18 protein-coding genes and 3 tRNA genes are annotated in these 21381 nt (G+C 45.3%); 5 read left to right on the plus strand and 16 right to left on the minus strand.

The features are described 5' to 3' along the window. The first annotated feature begins 115 nt into the window (after nucleotides 1–115). The 3 genes from AAKU64_RS06640 (at nucleotide 116) to AAKU64_RS06650 (ending at nucleotide 1606) form a co-directional block, all read left to right on the plus strand. Complete coding sequence (locus AAKU64_RS06640) at nucleotides 116–1330, plus strand: amino acid aminotransferase (protein ID WP_354333886.1); 1215 nt, start codon at nucleotides 116–118, stop codon at nucleotides 1328–1330. Between the two features lie 62 nt (nucleotides 1331–1392). Beyond that, nucleotides 1393–1468: transfer RNA gene (locus AAKU64_RS06645), tRNA-Asn, on the plus strand. Between the two features lie 62 nt (nucleotides 1469–1530). After that, a tRNA-Asn gene (locus tag AAKU64_RS06650) sits at nucleotides 1531–1606 on the plus strand. 239 nt (nucleotides 1607–1845) lie between these two features. On the opposite strand, the gene AAKU64_RS06655 is transcribed toward AAKU64_RS06650, so the two are convergent. From AAKU64_RS06655 to AAKU64_RS06700, 10 genes are all read right to left on the minus strand, one after another. Next, nucleotides 1846–2706: a class I SAM-dependent methyltransferase gene (locus AAKU64_RS06655; protein WP_354333888.1), complete on the minus strand. Its 861-nt coding sequence runs from the start codon at nucleotides 2704–2706 to the stop codon at nucleotides 1846–1848. 604 nt (nucleotides 2707–3310) lie between these two features. After that, on the minus strand, nucleotides 3311–3685 hold the full coding sequence (locus tag AAKU64_RS06660) for a MerR family transcriptional regulator (protein WP_354333890.1): 375 nt from the start codon (nucleotides 3683–3685) through the stop codon (nucleotides 3311–3313). A gap of 8 nt (nucleotides 3686–3693) precedes the next feature. Continuing rightward, the gene (locus AAKU64_RS06665) at nucleotides 3694–4047 is read right to left on the minus strand and encodes an integration host factor subunit alpha (RefSeq protein ID WP_503012627.1); all 354 of its coding nucleotides are present in this window, start codon (nucleotides 4045–4047) and stop codon (nucleotides 3694–3696) included. 180 nt (nucleotides 4048–4227) lie between these two features. Beyond that, nucleotides 4228–6654, minus strand: a complete 2427-nt coding sequence (pheT, locus tag AAKU64_RS06670) for a phenylalanine--tRNA ligase subunit beta (RefSeq protein ID WP_354333892.1) — start codon at nucleotides 6652–6654, stop codon at nucleotides 4228–4230. 111 nt (nucleotides 6655–6765) lie between these two features. Continuing rightward, nucleotides 6766–7782: a phenylalanine--tRNA ligase subunit alpha gene (gene pheS, locus AAKU64_RS06675; protein ID WP_354333894.1), complete on the minus strand. Its 1017-nt coding sequence runs from the start codon at nucleotides 7780–7782 to the stop codon at nucleotides 6766–6768. 130 nt (nucleotides 7783–7912) lie between these two features. Further along, complete coding sequence (gene rplT / locus AAKU64_RS06680) at nucleotides 7913–8272, minus strand: 50S ribosomal protein L20 (protein WP_354333896.1); 360 nt, start codon at nucleotides 8270–8272, stop codon at nucleotides 7913–7915. A gap of 27 nt (nucleotides 8273–8299) precedes the next feature. Beyond that, complete coding sequence (gene rpmI / locus AAKU64_RS06685) at nucleotides 8300–8497, minus strand: 50S ribosomal protein L35 (protein ID WP_322119413.1); 198 nt, start codon at nucleotides 8495–8497, stop codon at nucleotides 8300–8302. A 157-nt stretch (nucleotides 8498–8654) separates the two neighbouring features. Then, nucleotides 8655–9191 (minus strand): translation initiation factor IF-3, encoded by a 537-nt coding sequence (gene infC, locus AAKU64_RS06690; RefSeq protein WP_354333898.1) that lies wholly within the window; start codon nucleotides 9189–9191, stop codon nucleotides 8655–8657. 43 nt (nucleotides 9192–9234) lie between these two features. Then, on the minus strand, nucleotides 9235–11142 hold the full coding sequence (gene thrS / locus AAKU64_RS06695; RefSeq protein WP_354333900.1) for a threonine--tRNA ligase: 1908 nt from the start codon (nucleotides 11140–11142) through the stop codon (nucleotides 9235–9237). A gap of 237 nt (nucleotides 11143–11379) precedes the next feature. Beyond that, a tRNA-Val gene (locus AAKU64_RS06700) sits at nucleotides 11380–11456 on the minus strand. A 196-nt stretch (nucleotides 11457–11652) separates the two neighbouring features. Between AAKU64_RS06700 and AAKU64_RS06705 the strand changes: the two genes are divergently transcribed. Continuing rightward, the gene (locus AAKU64_RS06705) at nucleotides 11653–12603 is read left to right on the plus strand and encodes a cation diffusion facilitator family transporter (RefSeq protein WP_354333902.1); all 951 of its coding nucleotides are present in this window, start codon (nucleotides 11653–11655) and stop codon (nucleotides 12601–12603) included. A gap of 224 nt (nucleotides 12604–12827) precedes the next feature. On the opposite strand, the gene AAKU64_RS06710 is transcribed toward AAKU64_RS06705, so the two are convergent. The 3 genes from AAKU64_RS06710 to AAKU64_RS06720 all read right to left on the minus strand — a co-directional run bounded on the left by AAKU64_RS06710 (nucleotide 12828) and on the right by AAKU64_RS06720 (nucleotide 15326). Further along, nucleotides 12828–13670: a UDP-2,3-diacylglucosamine diphosphatase gene (locus AAKU64_RS06710; RefSeq protein ID WP_354333904.1), complete on the minus strand. Its 843-nt coding sequence runs from the start codon at nucleotides 13668–13670 to the stop codon at nucleotides 12828–12830. Next, nucleotides 13670–14434, minus strand: a complete 765-nt coding sequence (locus AAKU64_RS06715) for a GNAT family N-acetyltransferase (RefSeq protein WP_354333906.1) — start codon at nucleotides 14432–14434, stop codon at nucleotides 13670–13672. The genes AAKU64_RS06710 and AAKU64_RS06715 overlap by 1 nt, the downstream gene beginning before the upstream one ends. Nucleotides 14435–14702: 268 nt before the next feature. Beyond that, entirely contained in the window at nucleotides 14703–15326 is a 624-nt protein-coding gene (locus AAKU64_RS06720) for a hypothetical protein (protein ID WP_354333908.1), read from the minus strand. 251 nt (nucleotides 15327–15577) lie between these two features. On the opposite strand from AAKU64_RS06720, the gene pstS reads away from it, so the two are divergent. Next, nucleotides 15578–16639: a phosphate ABC transporter substrate-binding protein PstS gene (pstS, locus tag AAKU64_RS06725; RefSeq protein WP_354333910.1), complete on the plus strand. Its 1062-nt coding sequence runs from the start codon at nucleotides 15578–15580 to the stop codon at nucleotides 16637–16639. A gap of 237 nt (nucleotides 16640–16876) precedes the next feature. Here the strand turns inward: pstS and AAKU64_RS06730 are convergent, their stop codons facing one another. From AAKU64_RS06730 to AAKU64_RS06740, 3 genes are read right to left on the minus strand one after another with little or no spacing between them, the layout of a single operon-like run. Further along, the gene (locus tag AAKU64_RS06730) at nucleotides 16877–18244 is read right to left on the minus strand and encodes an MFS transporter (protein WP_354333911.1); all 1368 of its coding nucleotides are present in this window, start codon (nucleotides 18242–18244) and stop codon (nucleotides 16877–16879) included. Then, nucleotides 18241–19248: a PfkB family carbohydrate kinase gene (locus tag AAKU64_RS06735; protein WP_354361896.1), complete on the minus strand. Its 1008-nt coding sequence runs from the start codon at nucleotides 19246–19248 to the stop codon at nucleotides 18241–18243. Before AAKU64_RS06735 ends, AAKU64_RS06730 begins: the two co-directional genes overlap by 4 nt. Further along, nucleotides 19245–21248, minus strand: coding sequence for an alpha-amylase family glycosyl hydrolase (locus AAKU64_RS06740; protein ID WP_354333915.1), 2004 nt, complete (start codon nucleotides 21246–21248; stop codon nucleotides 19245–19247). Before AAKU64_RS06740 ends, AAKU64_RS06735 begins: the two co-directional genes overlap by 4 nt. Nucleotides 21249–21381 lie beyond the last annotated feature (133 nt).

A 21381-nucleotide genomic window follows, 5' to 3' on the forward strand; every position in this document is an offset into this window, starting at 1 on the left:
TTACCTTTGTTAGAATGAGGTGATTGAAATTTCAAGCATGTCCAGATTGTCACCAATTGGCATTATTCCAACCTTTCTGTCAGAAATTTGACAGCTAATTTTTCATATTATCACGATGAACGCACCTGCCTCCGCCTCCCTGTTCTCTGCCATAGAAATGGCACCACGCGACCCTATCCTCGGCATCACAGAGGGCTTTAACGCGGATAAAAATCCCGCTAAAGTCAATCTTGGTGTCGGCGTTTATTACGATGATAATGGCAAAGTGCCATTGTTGGAATGCGTCAAAAAAGCCGAAGCTATTTTGATGGAAAAATTCGCGCCACGCACTTACTTACCGATCGAAGGTTTAGCTGCTTATGATAAAGCAGTACAAGAATTAGTGTTCGGTGCAGACAGTGCCGTTGTTGTAGAAAAGCGTGTCATCACGGCGCAAGCAATTGGTGGCACTGGTGCATTGAAATTGGGTGCCGACTTTTTAAAACGCTTCGCACCGAATTCGCAAGTATGGATCAGTGATCCAAGCTGGGAAAACCATCGCGCCTTGTTTGAATCTGCTGGCTTTGTGGTCAATTCCTACCCTTATTACGACGCAGTGACTAAAGGTGTGAACTTTGCAGGCATGCTGGAGGCACTGAAGGCCATGCCAGCGGGTTCAATCGTATTGCTGCATGCTTGCTGCCACAATCCGACTGGCGCCGATCTGAGCGATGCACAATGGACGGAAGTCATCGCAGTCGTCACCGAGCGCAAACTGGTGCCTTTCCTGGATATGGCTTACCAAGGTTTTGGCGATGGCATAGAAGCCGATGGCAAAGTAGTACGCCGCTTTGCCGAAACTGGATGCGCCCTGTTTGTCTCCAATTCATTCTCTAAATCCTTCTCTTTGTACGGCGAGCGCGTTGGCGCACTGAGTATTGCCGCCTCCAGCGCAGAAGAAGCCGCGCGCATCATGTCTCAATTAAAGCGTGTAATCCGTACTAACTATTCCAATCCACCAACTCACGGCGGCCAAGTGGTTGCGACCGTATTGTCAACACCAGAACTGCGCCAATTGTGGGAAGAAGAACTGGCAGGCATGCGCGTACGCATCCGCGAAATGCGCTCTGCCTTCGTTGCAGAGTTAAAAGCAAAAGCACCAGCGCATAACTTTGACTTTGTGACCCAGCAACGCGGCATGTTTTCTTACTCCGGCTTAACGAAAGAGCAAGTAGAAAAGCTGCGTGATAACAATTCTATCTACGCTGTCGATACCGGTCGTATTTGTGTTGCAGCTTTAAACAAGCGCAATATCGATGTCGTCATTGACGCAATTGCTAAGGTTTTATAGACGTTTCAGGGTAGAAAAATTTTGACAGAACAGGCAAAGACGCATATAATCTTTGTCTCTGTTCCCTGATAGCTCAGTTGGTAGAGCGACGGACTGTTAATCCGCAGGTCCCTGGTTCGAGTCCAGGTCGGGGAGCCACAGAATTCCTAGCATGTTGCAAGTGCAGTAAAAAGTTTAACGAAGATCATCATTTCTTCTATTCCCTGATAGCTCAGTTGGTAGAGCGACGGACTGTTAATCCGCAGGTCCCTGGTTCGAGTCCAGGTCGGGGAGCCAAATAATTAAGGGGTCGCATGCAAATGCGACCCCTTTTGTTTTTCGCTCAAATGTTATTCCGATACATTTGTTGGGAAATAATCGGTCAGTCTCTTTTTAAATCAGGCGTATAAATTGTCCTGGCCAAGCTAATCCAAGTTTCTAAAGAACAAAAGCCCGACATCAATCGGGCTTTCATTTTCAAGCATCCAATACATCAGCAAATCAATCCGCGATCACACCATCATTAAGTAAGCTTTCTACGGCTTAACGAAACGCAAAGTAAAGCGGTCGCTCTCACCAATCTCTTTGTATTTCTGACGATTATTTTCTTTATCGGCGTAGGTTGGCGGCAATGTCCAAACACCTTTAACATAATCCTTTGTATCTTTCGGATTAGCATTAACCTCACTCTTCCCCACCAATTTAAATCCTGCTTGCTGGGCTAATGCGATGACATACTCCTCGGGTAAATAACCGGTATCAATTAATTTTGCATCTAAAGTTTTACCAGCAGCCGCGCGATGATCAACCACACCTAACACACCGCCCGGTTTAAGCACGTCAAACATCGCCTTGAAGGTAAGGACTTCTGTGTGATCCCCGACCCAGTTATGCACGTTTCTAAAGGTCAGCACGTAGTCAGCTGAGTTTGCCGGTCCAAATTGCGGTGCGGCTGGATCAAAATTAATTGTCCTTGCTTTGCTGTAGCGCTCAGGATCTGCAAGAAATTTTTTATTTTGTGCGTCTGCTGTTCTGGTCTGATACGCAGCGCTGCTAGCAGACACTTTAGTGCCGTCAATATTGGCGGCAATGTAATGGCCCTTCTCTTTTAAAAAAGGTGCCAGTATCTCGCCATACCAAGCTGATCCGCCCGGAGTAATTTCGATCACCGTCGCATTAGCTTGAACACCAAAAAATTCCAAGGTCTGTTTTGGGTGGCGATATTGATCTCGCGCGCGATTTTCGTCAGAACGCCAAACACCTTTGATAACGGTGTCTAAGCCGGAATCAACTACGTTAGTTTGTGCGATAACGGGGTTGAGCACGCCGCAAAGCAGAGCACTAACGGTCAGAAATAAACGTGATTTATTGATTAAATGAGATTGAGGGAAGTTCATGAATTATTCCTAGCATTTTTAAATGAGCATTAGCACTGCCTGGCTCCACTTAGGTTCAACAAGGAGATGGGTCAGAGCTATCTATTTGAAACAGTAGATCAAGCATTGCCACAACAATTCTGCGTACATTGAATATATTTTTATGGTGCGTCATTCTTTGCAGGAGAATATACTCATCATAGTATATTTTAACTGTCCATATATTAACTGGACAATAAGCCAATTTAAGAAAATATAATGGGGAGTATATTAAACCCAGATTTTCCATTAGACCGCTACTACTTCGCAAAAAACGCAGACGGCATGCGGTCTTCAGAGGGATAACACCACCGCGATTTGAGTGCGAGTGCTACAGCGACAATTGCACCTTTGGCGAACTACCTGGCGTTGTTCCAATGGAAAATCTGGGTTAAATACAGTTAATATTGGATGCATCTAATCAAACCAAACATCTCTCTTTGCATCACACATCCCGTTAAGTCGGAACAAGCATGCCATATAAAACTAAAGCCAGTGACGATAGAAATTTTAAGATTTCTATCGTCACTGGCTTTCAGAGTTGCGCTAAGGTATTCGATGTATCAACACTAACACCAGCATCAAATCAGCGCTTTAACAAATTGAGCACTGCATGCAGTTCTTCGCGAATCTGTAATAAATTAACCGGGATTACTACTTCCATTTCATTCAGCTCATCTTTGATCGCTGCATGCAAATTCAATTTATTTCTTGCGCCATTGATCGTAAAACCCTGCTCATATAAAAGTTCGCGGATACGGCGTATCAACAAGACTTCGTGATGCTGGTAATAACGGCGATTGCCACGTCGTTTTACCGGTTTTAATTGAGTGAACTCTTGCTCCCAATAACGTAATACATGTGGTTTGACACCACATAATTCACTGACTTCACCGATAGTAAAATAGCGTTTCGCTGGTATCGGCGGCAACACAAAAGCATCGATCTTGATTTCGCTCATAAAGGAATTCAGGCTGCATGTGCAAGGGGTTGACTACCTGCAGCGTCGACCATTCCCTTAAGTTTTTGGCTAGCATGGAATGTCACAACACGACGCGCGGTAATAGGAATTTCTTCACCAGTTTTTGGGTTACGGCCAGGACGTTGGGGCTTATCTCGCAATTGAAAATTACCAAAGCCAGATAACTTCACCGCCTCGCCTCTTTCTAACGCATCACGAATCTCGTCAAAAAAAGTTTCCACCATATCTTTGGCTTCACGTTTATTCAAACCAACTTGTTCAAACAAGAGTTCTGCTAACTCTGCTTTGGTCAAGGTAGGTAAGTCTCTTTCCGCTTGTGAACGTGCTTTTGCTTCACGCATCGCCCGGTTCAAATCTGCATCAAGAACTGATTGCAGTTCGGCGGAAGTTACTTCATTCATTCTTTTTTAATCCTACTTGCTGAAAGTCAAAGCGATCATCTTAAGCAGCTATGCAAAATGAGATCGCGATAATTTTTATTTATTTAGACGCACTGTCAGATACATTGCGGCGGAGTTATCTCAACGTAATCTTGCTGAGAATTTACTTGCAGCTGCAGCCAGTAAAGATGCCATTGCGGCTTCTACTTTATCATCTTGCAGCGTACTTTGAGTATCTTGCAAGCTAAAGCGGAATGCAAGACTTTTCTCGTCAGACTCCAGTCCCTGACCACGATATTCATCAAATAAAACAACGGCTTGCAAGATTTTACATGTTTCGTTTGACTTCGCCTCAGCAAAGAAAACATCGAGTAAATCTTGAGCAAAAATTGTTTGTTTTACTAATAAAGCAAGATCACGAGTGACCGCTTGAAATTTTGAAATTTCTTGATAAATCGGTAGCGTAATGGATTGCAAACTTTGCGTATCTACCTCAAAAACCACTGGTGCTAAAGGTAAATCATATTTTTGCTGCAAACGTGGATGCAACTCGCCAACGATGCCCACCACTTTGCCATCACACTCAATACTAGCAGAGCGCCCTGGGTGCAAAGCTGGATGTTCAACTTTACTAAAGCGCAAAGTTTTAGGTGCAAACAAGGCTTCCAAGTCCGCTTTAATATCAAAGAAATCGACATTGCGTGTTGCCTGACCCCACTGTTCTTCAACTACAGGACCATATGCAAGTGCGGACAGACGCTTCGGCTGATCATAGCCAGCAATCGTCAGAGGACCGTCTGGAATGGCCGCATTGCGCAGATAGATCGCACCAATTTCAAAAATGCGCACACGGTTCATCTTGCGATTTAAATTGTAGCGCGCATTAGCAACCAAACTAGCGATCAAACTGCTGCGCATCGCGCTCATATGACTGGCAATTGGATTAAGTAATTTAATCGGTGCATCATTACCTACAAAATCTTTTTCCCAAGCTTCTTCTACAAAACTATAGTTGACGACTTCTTGGTAATCCATGTCTGCAATTTGACGACGGACTGTAAATAAAGAACGCTGATTTTCTGGTGCGATGCGCATCGCGTTTGCTGCGATGGGAGGTAACGCAGGAATATTTTCAAAACCATAAACCCGGACGACTTCTTCAATCAAGTCTTCTTCGATTTCAATATCAAAACGATAGGATGGTGGCGTTACTAGGAATTCACCCGAGGTCTGCGTAAACGCCAATCCCAAACGGGTAAATATATCGGCGATCTGCGCATCGTTCAATGCAACACCAATCACTTTAACCGCACGCGCTGTACGCAAAAGCACCGCAGGGCGCTTTGGTAAATTAACGATCAGGTCAGTGACCGGGCCGGCTTTGACTTGCGTGCTACCACCACAAATTTCTACGATCAAGGCAGTAATGCGTTCAATATGCTCGACTGTCGTCGCGTAGTCCACGCCGCGCTCAAAGCGATGTGCCGCATCTGTAGAAAAATTATAACGGCGCGCCCTACCCTGTATCGCTTGCGGCCACCAGAATGCTGCTTCCAGATAAATATTCTGCGTGTCGAGCGTTACGGCAGTAGAGTCACCACCCATGATTCCGGCCAAAGATTCAATCTCTTTGTCATCTGCAATGACGCCTATCCATTCATCTACTGCAACGGTATTGCCATTCAATAGTTTTAATGACTCCCCCGTTTTCCCCCAACGTACATCCAGACCACCGTGGATTTTATCCAAATCAAATACATGGGTTGGACGTCCAAGTTCTAACATCACGTAATTAGAAATATCGACTAAGGCAGTAATTGGCCGCTGACCGCTGCGCTCAAGACGCTGCTTCATCCAGTCTGGTGTCGGTGCTTTGGCGTTAACACCGCGAATAACCCGACCACTAAAACGCCCACACAAATCAGGCGCAGATACTTTAACGGGTAAGGTTTCTTGCAGAGTGACTGCTACTGGATGAATTTCAGGCAGCGTTAATACGGTACCAGTTAATGCCGATACCTCGCGCGCAACACCCAATATGGACAGGCAGTCTGCCTTATTCGGGGTCAACTTGATCGTGAATTTAAGATCATTTAATTGATAGTAATCCCGAAAATTTTGTCCAACCGGTGCGTCTATCGGCAAATCCAATAAACCGCCCTGATCGTCTGATAATTTTAATTCACGGGCAGAGCACAACATGCCTTGCGATTCAACACCACGCAATTTACCAACTTTGATCTCAAACGGTTTGCCATCGGCACCCGGCGGCAATACCGCGCCCGCCATTGCGCACGGTACTTTCATACCAACACGGACATTCGGTGCGCCGCAGACGATATTCAGTAGAGTACCAGTGCCAACATCAACCTGACAAACATTGAGGCGATCAGCATCGGGATGCTTGGCAATCTCACGAATTTCTGCCACGACTACATTACTAAAAGGCGGAGCGACAGCTTCTACTTCTTCTACTTCCAATCCAGACATCGTGAGTAAGTGTGACAACTCATCCGAAGTCATCTTCGGATCAACCATAGTGCGTAGCCAGTTTTCAGAAAATTGCATAATTCAGCCGTGTAAATATTCAATCATTAATACGATTTTTTTGCAAAACCGCATAGGAAATTTGATGAGGAGATATAAGTTAAAAATCAAACGATCGTCATCGACTTCAACTTAATTAAACTGCTTCAGGAAGCGCAAATCTCCCTCATAAAATAAGCGCAAATCATTGATGCCATAGCGCAGCATTGCCAGGCGTTCCAAGCCGGAACCAAAAGCAAAACCAATGTATTTTTCTGGATCCATTCCCATATTTCTAATTACAGTTGGATGCACCTGGCCGGAACCAGACACTTCTAACCAGCGACCTTTTAATGGACCACTACCGAAGGCAATATCGATCTCCGCAGATGGCTCAGTAAACGGGAAGTAAGAAGGGCGAAAGCGCACTTGCAAATCATCCGTTTCGAAAAAAGCTTTGACGAAATTCAGATAAACGCCTTTTAAGTCAGCAAAGCTGATGTTTTCATCGATCCATAAACCTTCGACCTGATGAAACATTGGCGAGTGCGTTGCATCACTATCTACGCGATAGGTACGACCAGGAGCGATCACTTTAATTGGCGCTTGATTCATACGTGCATAGCGCACTTGCATTGGACTGGTATGTGTACGCAGCAACAAGGGCTTGCCAGTGTTGTCATTACCGTCAATATAAAAAGTATCTTGCATGGAGCGCGCAGGATGATTCTCCGGGCTGTTCAATGCGGTGAAATTAGTCCAGTCATTTTCGATCTCAGGACCGTCCGCCACATCAAAACCGATAGAGCGGAAAATTTCCTCAACTCGGTGCCAGGTACGCATCACCGGATGAATACCGCCCATACCACGGCCACGCCCGGGCAAACTAACGTCAATCGCCTCGGCATTCAAACGACTCTGCATTTGTGCATTAGATAAGGCATCACGTCTATCTGTGAGCAGCTTTTCAATTTGTTCTTTTACTGCATTGATAATCGCGCCTTGTACTTTGCGCTCATCTGGCGCTAGCTTGCCGAGACTCTTCATTTGCTCAGTAATCTGTCCGGTTTTTCCAAGATAAAGTGCCTTGGCATTTTCCAGTGCAGCAGCGTCTTGGGCGGCAGTAAAATCTGCGCGCGCTTGAGTTACGAGATGATCTAAGGGATTCATGCGGTTATTCCCGAAAGGGAAGTTGAAAATTGAACACTAAAAATAAAACGGGGCACAGGATTCAACCTCTGCCCCGCTCATATTGCGGCATTGCTCAACCAGAAACTAGCGAGCAAACCGCACCTAACAATTACGCTACCAGGTTGGCCTTAACTTGATTAACAATCGCAGCAAATGCTGGCTTGTCAGTCACTGCCATATCGGCCAAAACCTTACGGTCCAGTTCGATAGAAGCTTTTTTCAGACCATTCATGAACACGCTGTATGTCAGACCGTGTTGACGACTAGCAGCATTGATACGCGTAATCCACAAAGCGCGGAATACACGCTTCTTGTTACGACGATCACGGTATGCATATTGACCAGCGCGCATAACTGCTTGCTTAGCAACACGATATACCTTGCTACGGCGACCACGATAGCCCTTGGCTAAATCGAGAACTTTCTTATGACGGGCACGAGCTGTAACCCCACGTTTTACTCTAGGCATAGTAACTCCTTAAATAGTGAGTAGAGGTTAAGCTGTTGGCATCATGCGCATGACTGATGTTACGTCTGCTGCATTAACGTTCGTGATACCGCGCAATTGGCGTTTATTCTTGGTAGTTTTCTTAGTCAAAATATGACGTTTGAATGCGTGACCACATTTAATAGTTCCACCCGGACGCACGCGAAAGCGCTTCTTGGCAGAGCTTTTTGTTTTCATTTTAGGCATAAAACACCTGTCTGTTTAGGACAGTTCCTTTTTAACATGATTGTAGGTGGCAACGATTACGATGCACTTGGATGCCTACTCTCACTTGTTGGAGCATGAAATCGAGTCCATACTCATCGCAAAAATCGCCGATTTCCATCAACGATTTTCGCAAATCTTATTTCTTCTTCTTTGGCGCCAGAATCATAATCATCTGACGACCTTCCATCTTTGGAAACTGCTCAACTTGGCCATACGGTTCCAAATCCAGCTTTAGGCGTTCCAGCATACGCATACCAATCTCTTGGTGAGCCATCTCACGACCACGGAAGCGTAAGGTGATTTTGGTCTTATCTCCATCATCCAAAAATTTCGTCAAATTACGCAATTTGATGTTGTAATCACCATCATCAGTACCAGGACGGAATTTGACTTCCTTCACCAGAATGACTTTTTGCTTTAACTTGGCTTCATGCGCCTTCTTTTGCTCTTGATACTTAAATTTGCCGTAGTCCATCAATCGGCAAACTGGAGGTTGTGCAGTAGGCGCAATCTCCACTAAATCAACATTAGCCTCTTCGGCAAAACGAAAGGCTTCACTTAGTTTAACGATGCCCAGTGGCTCGTTCTCAACGCCAGATAAGCGCACTTCTGGCGCCGTAATTTCACCGTTGATGCGATGTGACTTGTCAGTAGCTATTGCAGTTTCCTTCAAAAATTAAATAATTTGGCTGTGCTCTTTCGCACAACAATCCTGATTAAGACTTCATTAAGATGTCATTTTTAAGACGATCTAAAAAAGCTTCTTGGGACATGACTCCCAAATCCAGATTGCCACGCGTGCGCACAGCCACTGTGTTTGCATCCCGCTCTTTATCACCGATCACGATGATATAAGGTAATTTCTGCATTGAATGCTCACGTATTTTATAGGTTATTTTCTCATTACGCAAATCCGTGTGCACTCTAAACCCTTGTTTCTTCAGGTTTTCTGCGACAGACTTGGTATATTCCGCCTGGGATTCCGAGATATTTAACACTGCAATTTGTACCGGAGCCAGCCATAAAGGCATAGCGCCAGCGTGATTTTCAATCAAAATACCGATAAAACGCTCCATCGAGCCAACAATCGCCCGATGCAACATCACAGGGATTTTCCGGGAATTATCATCTGACACATATTCAGCATCCAAGCGACCCGGCATCGAGAAATCTACTTGCATAGTGCCCACTTGCCATGCGCGCCCCAAACTATCTTTTAAGTGATACTCAATCTTAGGACCATAAAATGCGCCCTCGCCCGGCAATTCTTCCCATGCGACGTCGCATTGACGCAAAGCCGCACGTAAAGCTTCTTCGGCTGTATCCCAAACCTGATCAGAACCAATACGATTATCAGGACGCAAAGCGATCTTGATGAAAATATGCTCAAAGCCGAAGTCTGCATATACCTTCATCGCCTGAGCATGGAAAGCCGCAACTTCAGGCAAAATTTGCTCTTCAGTACAAAAAATATGTCCGTCATCTTGGGTAAAGCCGCGTACTCGCATGATGCCATGCAGAGCACCTGAAGGCTCGTTGCGATGGCACTGACCAAACTCGCCGTAACGCAAAGGCAGCTCACGATAACTGCGCATATTTGCGTTAAATATCTGAACATGTCCAGGACAGTTCATCGGCTTTAATGCGTAGTTCCGGTTTTCAGATTCTGTGGAGAACATATTTTCACGGTAATTCTCCCAATGCCCTGTGCGCTCCCACAAAGTGCGATCCAGAATTTGCGGCGCCTTTACTTCTTGGTAGCCACAGTCTTGATACACCTTGCGCATATATTGCTCAACTTGCTGCCAAATACTCCAACCTTTTGGATGCCAGAAAACCAAACCAGGCGCTTCGTCTTGAAAGTGGAACAAATCTAATGATTTACCTAGCTTACGATGGTCGCGCTTTTCAGCTTCTTCCAGCATATGCAAGTACGCCTCTTGCTCCTCTTTTTTTGCAAATGCAGTTCCGTACACACGTTGCAGCATCTCGTTCTTAGAATCGCCACGCCAGTAGGCGCCAGCCAGCTTCATCAGTTTAAAAACTTTCAGCTTGCCGGTAGAAGGTACGTGCGGACCACGACACAAGTCGGTGAAGTTACCTTCTGTGTAAAGTGATACATCTTGGTCGGCGGGAATCGATTCTATGATTTCTGCTTTATACGCTTCACCAATTGATTTGAAGTAAGCCACTGCCTCGTCGCGTTGCAATACCTTGCGAGTTACTGGCTCATCTTTTTTCGCCAACTCCTGCATTTTCTTTTCGATTGCGGCCATATCATCTGGTGTAAATGGGCGCTTATAAGAGAAGTCATAATAAAAGCCATTTTCGATCACAGGGCCAATAGTGACTTGCGCATCGGGAAACAACTCTTTCACTGCGTATGCCAGCAAATGTGCAGTTGAATGACGTATCACATCAAGACCATCAGCATCTTTGTCAGTCACGATCGCCAAATCAGCATCAGAGGAGATCAGGTAAGAAGTATCTACCAATCTACCATCTACTTTGCCAGCCAAAGCAGCTTTAGCTAAGCCTGCGCCAATACTAGCGGCAACTTGAGCCACAGTAACTGGTGAGTCGAATTGACGCTGCGAACCATCGGGAAGTCGAACTGAAACCATTTTAAGTCTCCATGTCAGCAATATTTGCCGAGTACTTACAACGTTCAAAAGAAATTACAGAAAATACGGACGAAAAAAAACGCGGGCTAGCCGCGTTTTTTTCAATAATTACAAACGAAAAAGACCCTCGACTAACGTCGCTCACAAATTGCTGTGATCGTAGTTCGCGGTGTCATAACCATGATGCCTTTCTCGCTCTTACCTATGTTGCAACACTATGTGCCGCATAATTAAATCTGGTGGGCGGTGCAGAATTCGAATCTGCGACCCCTTGGATGTCGACCAAGTATTCTAACCAGCTGAACTAACCGCCCGAAGAGCCGAGACTATAGCAAACCGCGCCGAAAACGTAAACATCTTTTACTTATTTTTATGGTGCTGTCCGCGCTTGCGAAACACGGCGCGCAATGTTATTCAGTCATTTACGCTGATTTTAAGCAAATAAGCCCGCATCCCGCTACACTGATGAAAGACTTTACTAACCAATATTATTTACAATTCCGAGCACTCATGCCAGAAAAAATTGCCGTCTCTAACAGCGAACATCTACACGCTCACCGTCATGGTGATGCCGAACATCGACATTTTTTTGAAAACCGTAGTCAAAAAATTCTAGCCTGGGCACTGGTGCTGACACTAGGCTTTGCCGGCGTTGAAGTTGGTTTTGGATTTTGGTCTAACTCGCTAGCATTGATATCTGATGCTGGCCACATGGTGACCGATGCAGCCGCATTAGGCCTAGCGTTACTGGCACAAATGATTGCAAAACGACCGCCAACAGCTAAAAATTCATTTGGTTTTGGCCGTGCAGAAGCGCTCGCCGCGTTTGTCAATGGTTTAATCATGTTGGCAGTAGTTTTATGGATTGCTTTTGAAGCAGCCCAACGACTGTCTCACCCCGAAGCAGTGCAAGGCGGCACCGTCATCCTGGTTGCCAGCATTGGCCTAGCGATTAACCTCATCGTTGCATGGGTGTTATCGCATGACAAAGAAAACCTCAACACCAAGGCGGCGCTAGTCCACGTGATGGGCGACTTGCTAGGATCAATTGCAGCGATCGTGTCTGGTGCAGTGATTTACTACACAGGATGGATGCAAATTGATCCGCTGTTATCGATTTTTGTGTCGCTATTGATTTTAAAATCAACGTTTAGTGTGCTGCGTGAGTCGTATCATTTTTTGATGGAAGGCGTCCCGCGCCATATCGACTATATTCAAATCGGTGAAGACTTGGAAACAATTGCAGGCGTTCTGTCGGTACATGACTTGCATGTATGGGAAATGTCGCCCGGTTACCCTGCATTAATAGGGCATCTAGAAATTGATGATCTGACGGCATGGCCACGCATCTTACAAAGCGTAAAAAATATGCTCTTAGAGAAACATAGAATCGATCACATCACCCTACAAGCAGAAGCGCCTGGCATGGCCGAGGATGAGATAGCTGGTGATTATGCTTAATAAAAATTAAAACAAGCTAATCGAGAAATTCCAAAAACTATGCAATCGAAACGCGGAGAAAAATACTCCGACATAAGATTTTTGAAATTCTAAAAATCACTCCCCCCAGTAATAATGCGGCTTGTAGCACAATATTGTGCTACAAGCCGCATTATTACTGAACCTTCACTTTGGCTTTTTAGAAACTCTCATTGATATTTTTAATTCAAAAGCTGCTGAAAAAATCAAACCTCAGAAAATACCGGCTCTTGCGCCATCATTGGCTGCTGCACCTGCACCACGTCATGCCAGCTAATCAGACGTAATTCACCGCTGGCGTCTTCTACCAGGGCCGACAAGCTTTCTACCCAGTCGCCATCATTGCAGTACATCACGCCATCAATATCTCTGATTTCTGGTTTATGGATGTGACCGCAGATCACACCATCCAAACCACGTTTGCGTGCTTCATCGGCTAAGGCATTTTCAAATGAGCTGATATAGCTGACCGCATTTTTGACTTTGAGTTTGAGGTATTGCGATAGTGACCAATACGGTAGACCAGCGCGGGCGCGCCAGTTATTAAAGACTTGGTTGAACTTCAAAATCACGGTGTAAAGACTATCACCGACATACGCTAACCATTTGGCGCAGGCAATCACGCCATCAAAACGGTCGCCGTGCAACACCAGCATACGTTTGCCTTGTGCGGTCACATGTACCAGTTCATCCCTGACTTTGATACCACCAAAATCAAGATCGATGAATTGGCGTATCGATTCATCATGATTGCCAGGGACAAAAATGACATTGGTGCCCTTCTTGGCTTTTTTCAGTACGGTTTGCACTACGTTATTATGGACTTGATCCCAATACCAACGGCGTTTGAGCTGCCAGCCGTCAATGATATCGCCGACCAGATACAAATTCTCTGACTCAGTCGCCTGCAAAAATTCAAGTAGGCGGGCAGCCTGGCAACCAGTAGTTCCTAAATGCAGATCGGATATCCAGATAGTGCGGAAGCGCACCACATCTTTTTTGCTGGTTTTAAACAGTTTCTGATTTAAGAAGTGGTCGCCAGGTTTCATTATGCATTCTCCTCAGTACCGTAATGTTTAGCGTAACGATTATCCAAATTTGACAAAGGCAACATCACAAACAAGTCGGCGCAGTGGAAGTCCGGGTCCCAGGCAGGATCACCACAGACCCAGGCTCCGGCGCGCAAATATCCTTTGAGTAACGGTGGGATACGTGCCTCATGACCAACATCCATCTCATCAATCGGAAATGGCAAATGCGGCGTAACCCGATATTCCAGAGGAGCAAAGTCGTTCTCTTTAAAATTACGGTAAATCGCTGCCGCATTGTGGCCACCATCCGTCAGACTGATACTGGCGCAGCCAATCAGGTAGGTGCAGCGCTCACGACGCATATACGCTGCTAAGCCAGCCCACAGCATCATGATGACTGCACCGCTGCGATAATCAGGGTGAATGCAAGCACGCCCTGCCTCAGCGATGCTGCCGCGAATATTTTGCAAGCGAGATAAATCGAATTCTGTTTCGGAGTAATAGCGGCCGATATGTCTTGCGGCCGTTGGGCCAAGAATACGATAGGTGCCGACGACTTTTAAGGTCTTGGTATCGCGCACAATCAGATGATCGCAATGCTCATCGAACTCGTCTTTATCAAGACCATCGGGGTTGGTTAAGGCAGATAAACCCATTGCCTCGATGAATACTTTATAACGCAGACGCTGGACTTCTTTAATCTCTTTGGCGGTACTCGCCAGACTTAAACTTAATTTAGAAAAACTAGGATTGGCATCAGCAGGTATCGTGAGTAATCTCATATTGTCATCCTCTTCTTCATCCTATTTCAATTAATCTTAGACAATCTCATCTTGGGCATTGTGCTTTTAGACGGACGAAGATTAAATGAGGATTACTTCAACAAGATGACAGTTTGATGTCGCTTTTATGACAAGCAAAAATACAACAGGCTCAGTCCGTTATGGGCTGAGCCTGTTTGGGGTATAGCTGATTAAAGCTGATTAAGTATGGCTAATTAAGCTCGCTACTTATGTCATGACTGGCAGCGATTTTATGATTTTTTAAAAATCACTTTTCTTTCTTAGGACGTCCTGCCTTCAATGGCGCTAAGCCTGCAATCAAAGTTTTGAGGGAAGTGAGATCCGTCTTGTTCAGCAAGACTAGGCCTATGCGTAGCAATTGGCTTTTCTTAACTTCAATCCCTGCACTTAGACAAGCTTTTTTCACATGGCTTAAAACGACATATTCAGATTCTGGCATGGTGAAACTATCACGTACCAGTTTCTCTTTTTTAGCTTTTTCTTTATGCGCAGTCGCTGCACTTAATTTAGCAGCAGGCTTTGTTGCGGCCTTAACTGCTACAGACTTCACTACCGGTTTAGGCGTAGCCGCTTTTGCAATTTTTACGGTGTTTGGCTTAGCTAATACTTTTGTTTTTACCGCTGACTTTGCCACTTTAGTAACTGGCTTCGCTTTTGCTACAGCTACTTTTTTTGCTACAACTTTTTTAGCTACCGCTTTCACTTCTTCCTTTACGACAGGCGCTTTTGGCATCGCTTCCGGGTTGGAAGCCAGCTTCGCTGCTGTAGCAATTTTCTTTGCAGGAACTACAGCAGTTTTAATCACTGGCTTGTCTGCGCTGTCATCTAAAACTGGTTTTTTATTTGCAGTAGTAACCATTAATATCTCCAAAAAATGTAAACATATAAATAATATAAACTATTTATCTCAAACAAACAAATTAAAATTTATCCGGATTTTTAGCTAAACGAATATTCAAATCGAATATTCAGATTGATCAAGCCTAGTGTTTTTACGTGACACTCCTGTGACATGGCATCAAATTAACTATTTTAGTGATGCAGTAATGATCGATATCAATCATCGGATAGTCGTTATAATCCGAGTTTTTTACAGCAGTATTTTTTTACTCTAAGTCTATTATGAAATTTGCACACAACATCACCAAACGAATCAGCTTATTCGCCTTACTCAATCTGGTATTGCTCGCACCCATCCAAGCGGCGACTATGAACGGAGCTGGTTCTTCTGCCGCTGCACCGCTGTATAACACCTGGGCAGAAGCATATGCCAAGAAAAGTGGCGATGTATTGGATTACAAACCAATCGGCTCATCCGGTGGGATTAAGCAAATCAAGGCGAAGGAAGTTGACTTTGGTGCAAGTGATGTTGCACTGAGTCCGGCTGATTTAAAAAAAGATCAACTGATACAGTTCCCCTCCGCGATTTCTGGTGTGGTGCCCATCGTCAATTTGCCAGGGGTCAAATCGGGCGAACTGCGCTTAACCGGTGATGTATTAGCAGCTATTTTCTCTCGTCAAATTGTGAGCTGGAATGATGCGGCAATCACGGCTCTCAATCCAGAAATCAGTCTGCCGAAGAAAAATATTGAAGTCATCGTGCGTCAAGACGGATCAGGAACAACCTACAACTACACTGATTACTTAGGAAAGATGAGCAAGGATTGGCAAACAACGTATGGCAAAAATTTTACGATTAACTGGCATAAAGATGTAACCCAAGTCAAAGGTAGTAGCGGCATCGTTGCGACCCTCAAAAAAACGTCCTACTCGATCAGCTATGTTGATTACAACTATGTACTGCAAGACAAGCTTAGTAGCGTCCAGTTAAAAAATCGTGACGGGAAATTTTTAGCGCCAACGGCAGACAGCTTTGCTGCCGCGCTGAATGCCAGCCAATGGAAATCTAAAGCCATGTTTGATGAAATGCTGACAGACAAACCAGGCGCCAATGCCTGGCCCATCACTATGGGGACATTTGTCATCATGCCGCAAGTAACTAATAATCCAGACAAAACGCTGGCGGCGATTAAGTTCTTTACCTGGGGATTTATGCACGGCGACCGGTTTGTCAATCACGTGGATCTGGTGCGTCTGCCGGATGCGATCCAGGCAAGGGTATTTAAAGAAATGACGACGATCGTTGATGCCAACGGTAAGCAATTACGCTGGATTTTGGAATAAAATTTTTTAAATTAATCAGCCAATTTATCGTAAAAAATAGAGCGTGTTTGCAGGATAAAAAACCGCTCTGTTAAGTATGTAAATAATATACTCCCCATTATTTTTAAGAAATAATGCTCATTATCCAGATAATACCTGGACAACTCATATTTACTACCATCCAGTATATTAATTATAGTCATCCAAGATCATGCGTACATTCAATGCAATCTTGGATCGACTCAACGCAAGATTATTTTATTTTTTAACAGCAGAAGTGACTGAACGAATCTTCACCAAACTGACTGAAAACGCACCACAAATCAATAAAGCACCCGCCAGCCGGACCACATTTTCGGGATTACCACCCAACCAGCTTTGGTAATACAAAGGCAAGGTAAAAATCTGAATGATCATCGGGATCACAATAAACATATTAAAAATCCCCATGTAGACACCTGTACGCTCCGCCGGAATACAGCCAGCCAGCATGACATAGGGATTCCCCATAATGCTTGCCCAGGCCATACCGACACCAATCATCGGAATAAATAATAACGACGGTGTGTGGATCATAGGAATACTTAACATGCCAAGTCCCGCCAAGGTCAGGCAGATTGCATGCGTGATTTTTGGTCCATAGCGGCGGGTAAATGGCACCATCGCAAATGCCGCGACAAATGCGATAAAGTTATAAAAAGCGCCGATCTGCCCATTCAATAAACCTGCATCACGAAAACCCTGCGAGGTCTGATCGCTGGTACCAAAAATAGTCCTGCCTATCGACAACATGATGTACTGCCAATAGCAAAACATCGCGTACCACTGGAATAATTTAACCAGCGCTAACTGGCGCATGGTTAGCGGCATCTCTTTGATCGCCAGACCAACTTCGCGCAGTGTCGCTAACCAGCCACTTGGTTTGCGTTTGATCGCCGCTAACTCGTCAGCGGTCAACGGGATTTCTGGCGTGGTTTTGAGCGTCCATATGATCGATACGATTGAAAATACAGCTCCGATTAAGAACGCAGCAATCACAATATGCGGGATGTGATTGGCATTAACGGCATCTTTATTCATGCCAATCAAGACTAAGATAGAGGGCATTAAATACGCCAGCGTCTGCCCAAGTCCGGTGAATGCGCTCTGGGTTAAAAACCCGATTGAATGTTGGCTCTTATCTAGCTTATCGCTGACAAATGCGCGGTAGGGTTCCATCGTTACATTATTGGCGGCATCCAATATCCATAGCAAACTAGCTGCCATCCACAGCGTTGCGCTAAACGGCATCACCAGCAATCCCAGGCTACATAAAATCGCACCGAATAAAAAATAAGGTGTGCGTCGTCCCCAACGAGTTACTGTGCGATCGCTCATCGCACCAATCAAGGGTTGCACCAACAAGCCCGTAACAGGTCCTGCCAGCCACAGATAAGGCAAACTGGCTTCATCCGCGCCGAGATATTTGTAAATCGGACTCATGCTACTTTGCTGCAAACCAAAACTGAACTGAATACCGAAAAAGCCAAAGTTCATATTAATGATTTGCCAAAACGATAGCTTAGGCTTAGTCAAAATACCTCGAACGCTGCTGATCACGCTGGTCACATTAGTCACGCTGCTCATACGGGTGTTCCTTTACTGAGTTCGTCCTTCAAAGACTCTGCAGCCCACCGCTCTTGCCATTGCCGATAAAAATCAAGGTCCGCCGCGACTGCACCACGCACACCGCAAATTGCGGCGGCAAACTGATGCGCCCTCCGTAAGCTGACATCCAACGACCATCCCTGAACCAGGCCCAATAAATAAATCGAAGAGAACGCATCCCCCCCACCGACGGTGTCCACCACTACGGTATTCAGCGTATTTTTTCCACTATCGAGATAACGACCTTCGCGATCAAAATAAGCATAGCCACGTGCGCCCAAGGTCACGATAACCGCCTGCAAACTAAACAGGCGCATTAAGATCTGTATCGCCTCTTGCCAGTCTGCCGGCTCACTATTGATATTGAGCTGGTGCGCAGAATCCGTTTGCAGGTAGATTTGGTACAAAGTCAGTAATTCATCTTCATTCAACTTAAGTACGTCGGCGCTATGCAAGGACGTATCAATCGTCGACATACTGAACTGCATACTACGTAAATTTAAATCAAGATATTTCAATGCCTTGGTTTGATTAAGCAAGGCATACAAAGCGCTGCGGGAAGTCATACTACGTTGTGCCAAGGTACCGAAATACATGATGCCTGCGTTAGCTTTATTAATAGTTGAAAACGTAGACGATGCTTGCTCAGCGTCGATGTAGTCATACGCCTGATCTGGCAGAATCGTAAAGCGATGCTGCGCTTTATCGCCGCCCTCGTCTTGCTCTACCTTGACCAGTCCAGTCGGATAATCCACATCAGTTTGCAAGCCATCTTGTCGCAGGCTAAACCGCTGCATTTCAGTACGGACTAATTCAGCAGAAGCATCTTGTCCGACGCGCGAAATGAATAAGGGATCGCAAGCAAAATAACCTAATATACGCGCCACATTAAAAGGTGCCCCACCAATAATTTTTTGATGAGGAAATTGATCAATCAATACCTCGCCAAAAATCGTGACTTGCATGCTAATTGGGTTACTCACGATACGACTCCTGCTTCAGTATTTGTTATTGGAGTAAGCCAGACTTGTGACCATGGTTCTAGCTGAAGCTCCAGCAGATTTTGGCTTTCGATAGCGAGTGGAATCTCTTGCTGAGCAGAGGTGGCAAGAAGATTTTTCCAGCGAACGACATGCGAGATCGTCGCAGGTAAATTACTAAATAGCGTTGAGCAATCTAAGCTAATTTTCTTATCAGAAAAATTACCGATAAAAATAAATTGATCACTGTCAGTAGAAAAACTACCTCTTGAAAATACCAGGACTTCTGGCTGACTGAAATGCAATAACTGGCGTGGCTGATTTGCTGCCAGTTGGTTTAACTGGCGACGCAATTTAAGCAAATGACAAAGCCCCGCAAACATTGCACCAGCATCGCTTTGATCGTCGTATCGCGCGGCAAATGCAGCAGCATCCAATACTGGACGATGTAGCCAGCGACTGTCTTGCGCATTAGCAGAGTTCTGACGGTAATCAGAATCATTGGCCAGGGCTAATTCATCACCCATATAAATGACGGGCATACCACCAAAACTCAGTGCCAGACCGTACATTAACAACAGGCGACGCAAGGCAATTTGGGATTGTTCCGGCGTAATAGCCGCGGCATATCCGGCTAATGCAGATGCCATACCAACACTGCCATGAACCGCGCTGGGATCGCTCGCCTGAAAGCTGGCTCCTCTGGCAAAACTATCTCCATCTCCAGCAAAAAATTGCGCTACTTTAGATAGCCGTTGTTGCACATCTGAGGTACATTGACTCGCCTCTGGGCGTAATACATTCCAGCCGATATCATCATGACAGCGCACATACGTCAGCCATGAGGCCTGATCCGGCAACACTGGCGTGCCTAGTATTACCTGTTTGATCAACTCGGTATTTTGCTCCGCCAATGCAACCCAACTAGCTGCCATTAAACTACTGTGATAAGCAATATGGCACTCTTTCACAACGCCATCTGCGCTGCCCAGATACGCGGGTAACTCTGCTGTCGGGACAATCGCTTCCGCCTTTAACAATACGCCAGGCGCAGCAATATCAACAATGCTTCGCAATGCTTGTAGTATCCAATGCGCCTCTGGCTGATTCATACAATTGGTTTGCTCACGTTTCCATAAAAAAGCAGTGGAATCTAATCGGAATACTTCTATCCCACGGTTGGCAAGACGCAATAAGGCAGCAGCCATGTCAGCAAAAACAGAGGGATTACTATAGTTTAAATCCCACTGATAAGGATAAAAAGTGGTCCAAACCCAGGACTGCATTTCCTCGATAAAACTAAAATTACCTGGTGCTACCTGGGGAAAAACTTGTCCTAAAGTCGTTTCAAATTCATCCGGTTTTTGTCGATCCGCATAGTGATAAAAATAATTCTGATAATGCGGATCACCCTGCTTCGCTGCCATCGCCCAAGGATGGTCATCTGCAATATGATTCAAAATAAAATCAGAGCATAAACTGATATTGGCATCACGCAATCGGGTGGTCAGTGCTTGCAAATCTTCCATACTACCTAGACGCGGTTCTATCGCATCAAAATCAGCTACTGCAAAGCCTCCGTCGTTTTCACCTTGGCGGGCTTTTAAAAATGGCAGTAAATGTAAGTAGCGCACACCCATCTCTGTCAGGTGAGGAATCTTATCGGTCACGCCAGCTAAGTCTCCGGCAAACCGGTCAACATAAGTGCAATAGCCCAGCATATCTTGGCTGGCAAACCATCCAGGTGTTGCGCTGCGACTTTGGTCTAATTGGCATAGCGCAGACGAGCGCTGGGCAGCCAATTGACCGACGCTATTCATCAACTGAATAAGCCATGTAGAAAACTGTTCGGCGCTCCCAAGGCGATCTGCATATAAGCTTTGCAATTTATCGATTAGAGCTGGCGCTTGCGTCTCAAAACGTAAACGTATTAAGGCATGCTGCGATGATGGCAACTCAGAGAGCAAAGACGCAAGACTGCGATGTAACAAACTAGAAGGCATTATTTAGCAAGACAAAAAGAAGAAAAAAACTCCCGCAGAAGGAGAACACACAACGGGAGTCAAAGTACTGCTGGACTGGATAAAACACCGTGGAAATCTCCACGGCATTATTTGGACTAATTTGAGACGATCA

The organism is Undibacterium sp. GrIS 1.8, assembly GCF_040544445.1.
GTDB lineage: Bacteria > Pseudomonadota > Gammaproteobacteria > Burkholderiales > Burkholderiaceae_D > Undibacterium.

What these genes read in the sequence shown, in the direction of transcription:
- AAKU64_RS06640 (WP_354333886.1), top strand. Translation starts at nt 116, where the DNA reads ATGAACGCACCTGCCTCCGCCTCCCTGTTCTCTGCCATAGAAATGGCA.
- AAKU64_RS06655 (WP_354333888.1), bottom strand. Translation starts at nt 2,706, where the DNA reads ATGAACTTCCCTCAATCTCATTTAATCAATAAATCACGTTTATTTCTG.
- AAKU64_RS06660 (WP_354333890.1), bottom strand. Translation starts at nt 3,685, where the DNA reads ATGAGCGAAATCAAGATCGATGCTTTTGTGTTGCCGCCGATACCAGCG.
- AAKU64_RS06665 (WP_503012627.1), bottom strand. Translation starts at nt 4,047, where the DNA reads ATGCGTGAAGCAAAAGCACGTTCACAAGCGGAAAGAGACTTACCTACC.
- pheT (WP_354333892.1), bottom strand. Translation starts at nt 6,654, where the DNA reads ATGCAATTTTCTGAAAACTGGCTACGCACTATGGTTGATCCGAAGATG.
- pheS (WP_354333894.1), bottom strand. Translation starts at nt 7,782, where the DNA reads ATGAATCCCTTAGATCATCTCGTAACTCAAGCGCGCGCAGATTTTACT.
- rplT (WP_354333896.1), bottom strand. Translation starts at nt 8,272, where the DNA reads ATGCCTAGAGTAAAACGTGGGGTTACAGCTCGTGCCCGTCATAAGAAA.
- rpmI (WP_322119413.1), bottom strand. Translation starts at nt 8,497, where the DNA reads ATGCCTAAAATGAAAACAAAAAGCTCTGCCAAGAAGCGCTTTCGCGTG.
- thrS (WP_354333900.1), bottom strand. Translation starts at nt 11,142, where the DNA reads ATGGTTTCAGTTCGACTTCCCGATGGTTCGCAGCGTCAATTCGACTCA.
- AAKU64_RS06705 (WP_354333902.1), top strand. Translation starts at nt 11,653, where the DNA reads ATGCCAGAAAAAATTGCCGTCTCTAACAGCGAACATCTACACGCTCAC.
- AAKU64_RS06710 (WP_354333904.1), bottom strand. Translation starts at nt 13,670, where the DNA reads ATGAAACCTGGCGACCACTTCTTAAATCAGAAACTGTTTAAAACCAGC.
- AAKU64_RS06715 (WP_354333906.1), bottom strand. Translation starts at nt 14,434, where the DNA reads ATGAGATTACTCACGATACCTGCTGATGCCAATCCTAGTTTTTCTAAA.
- pstS (WP_354333910.1), top strand. Translation starts at nt 15,578, where the DNA reads ATGAAATTTGCACACAACATCACCAAACGAATCAGCTTATTCGCCTTA.
- AAKU64_RS06730 (WP_354333911.1), bottom strand. Translation starts at nt 18,244, where the DNA reads ATGAGCAGCGTGACTAATGTGACCAGCGTGATCAGCAGCGTTCGAGGT.
- AAKU64_RS06740 (WP_354333915.1), bottom strand. Translation starts at nt 21,248, where the DNA reads ATGCCTTCTAGTTTGTTACATCGCAGTCTTGCGTCTTTGCTCTCTGAG.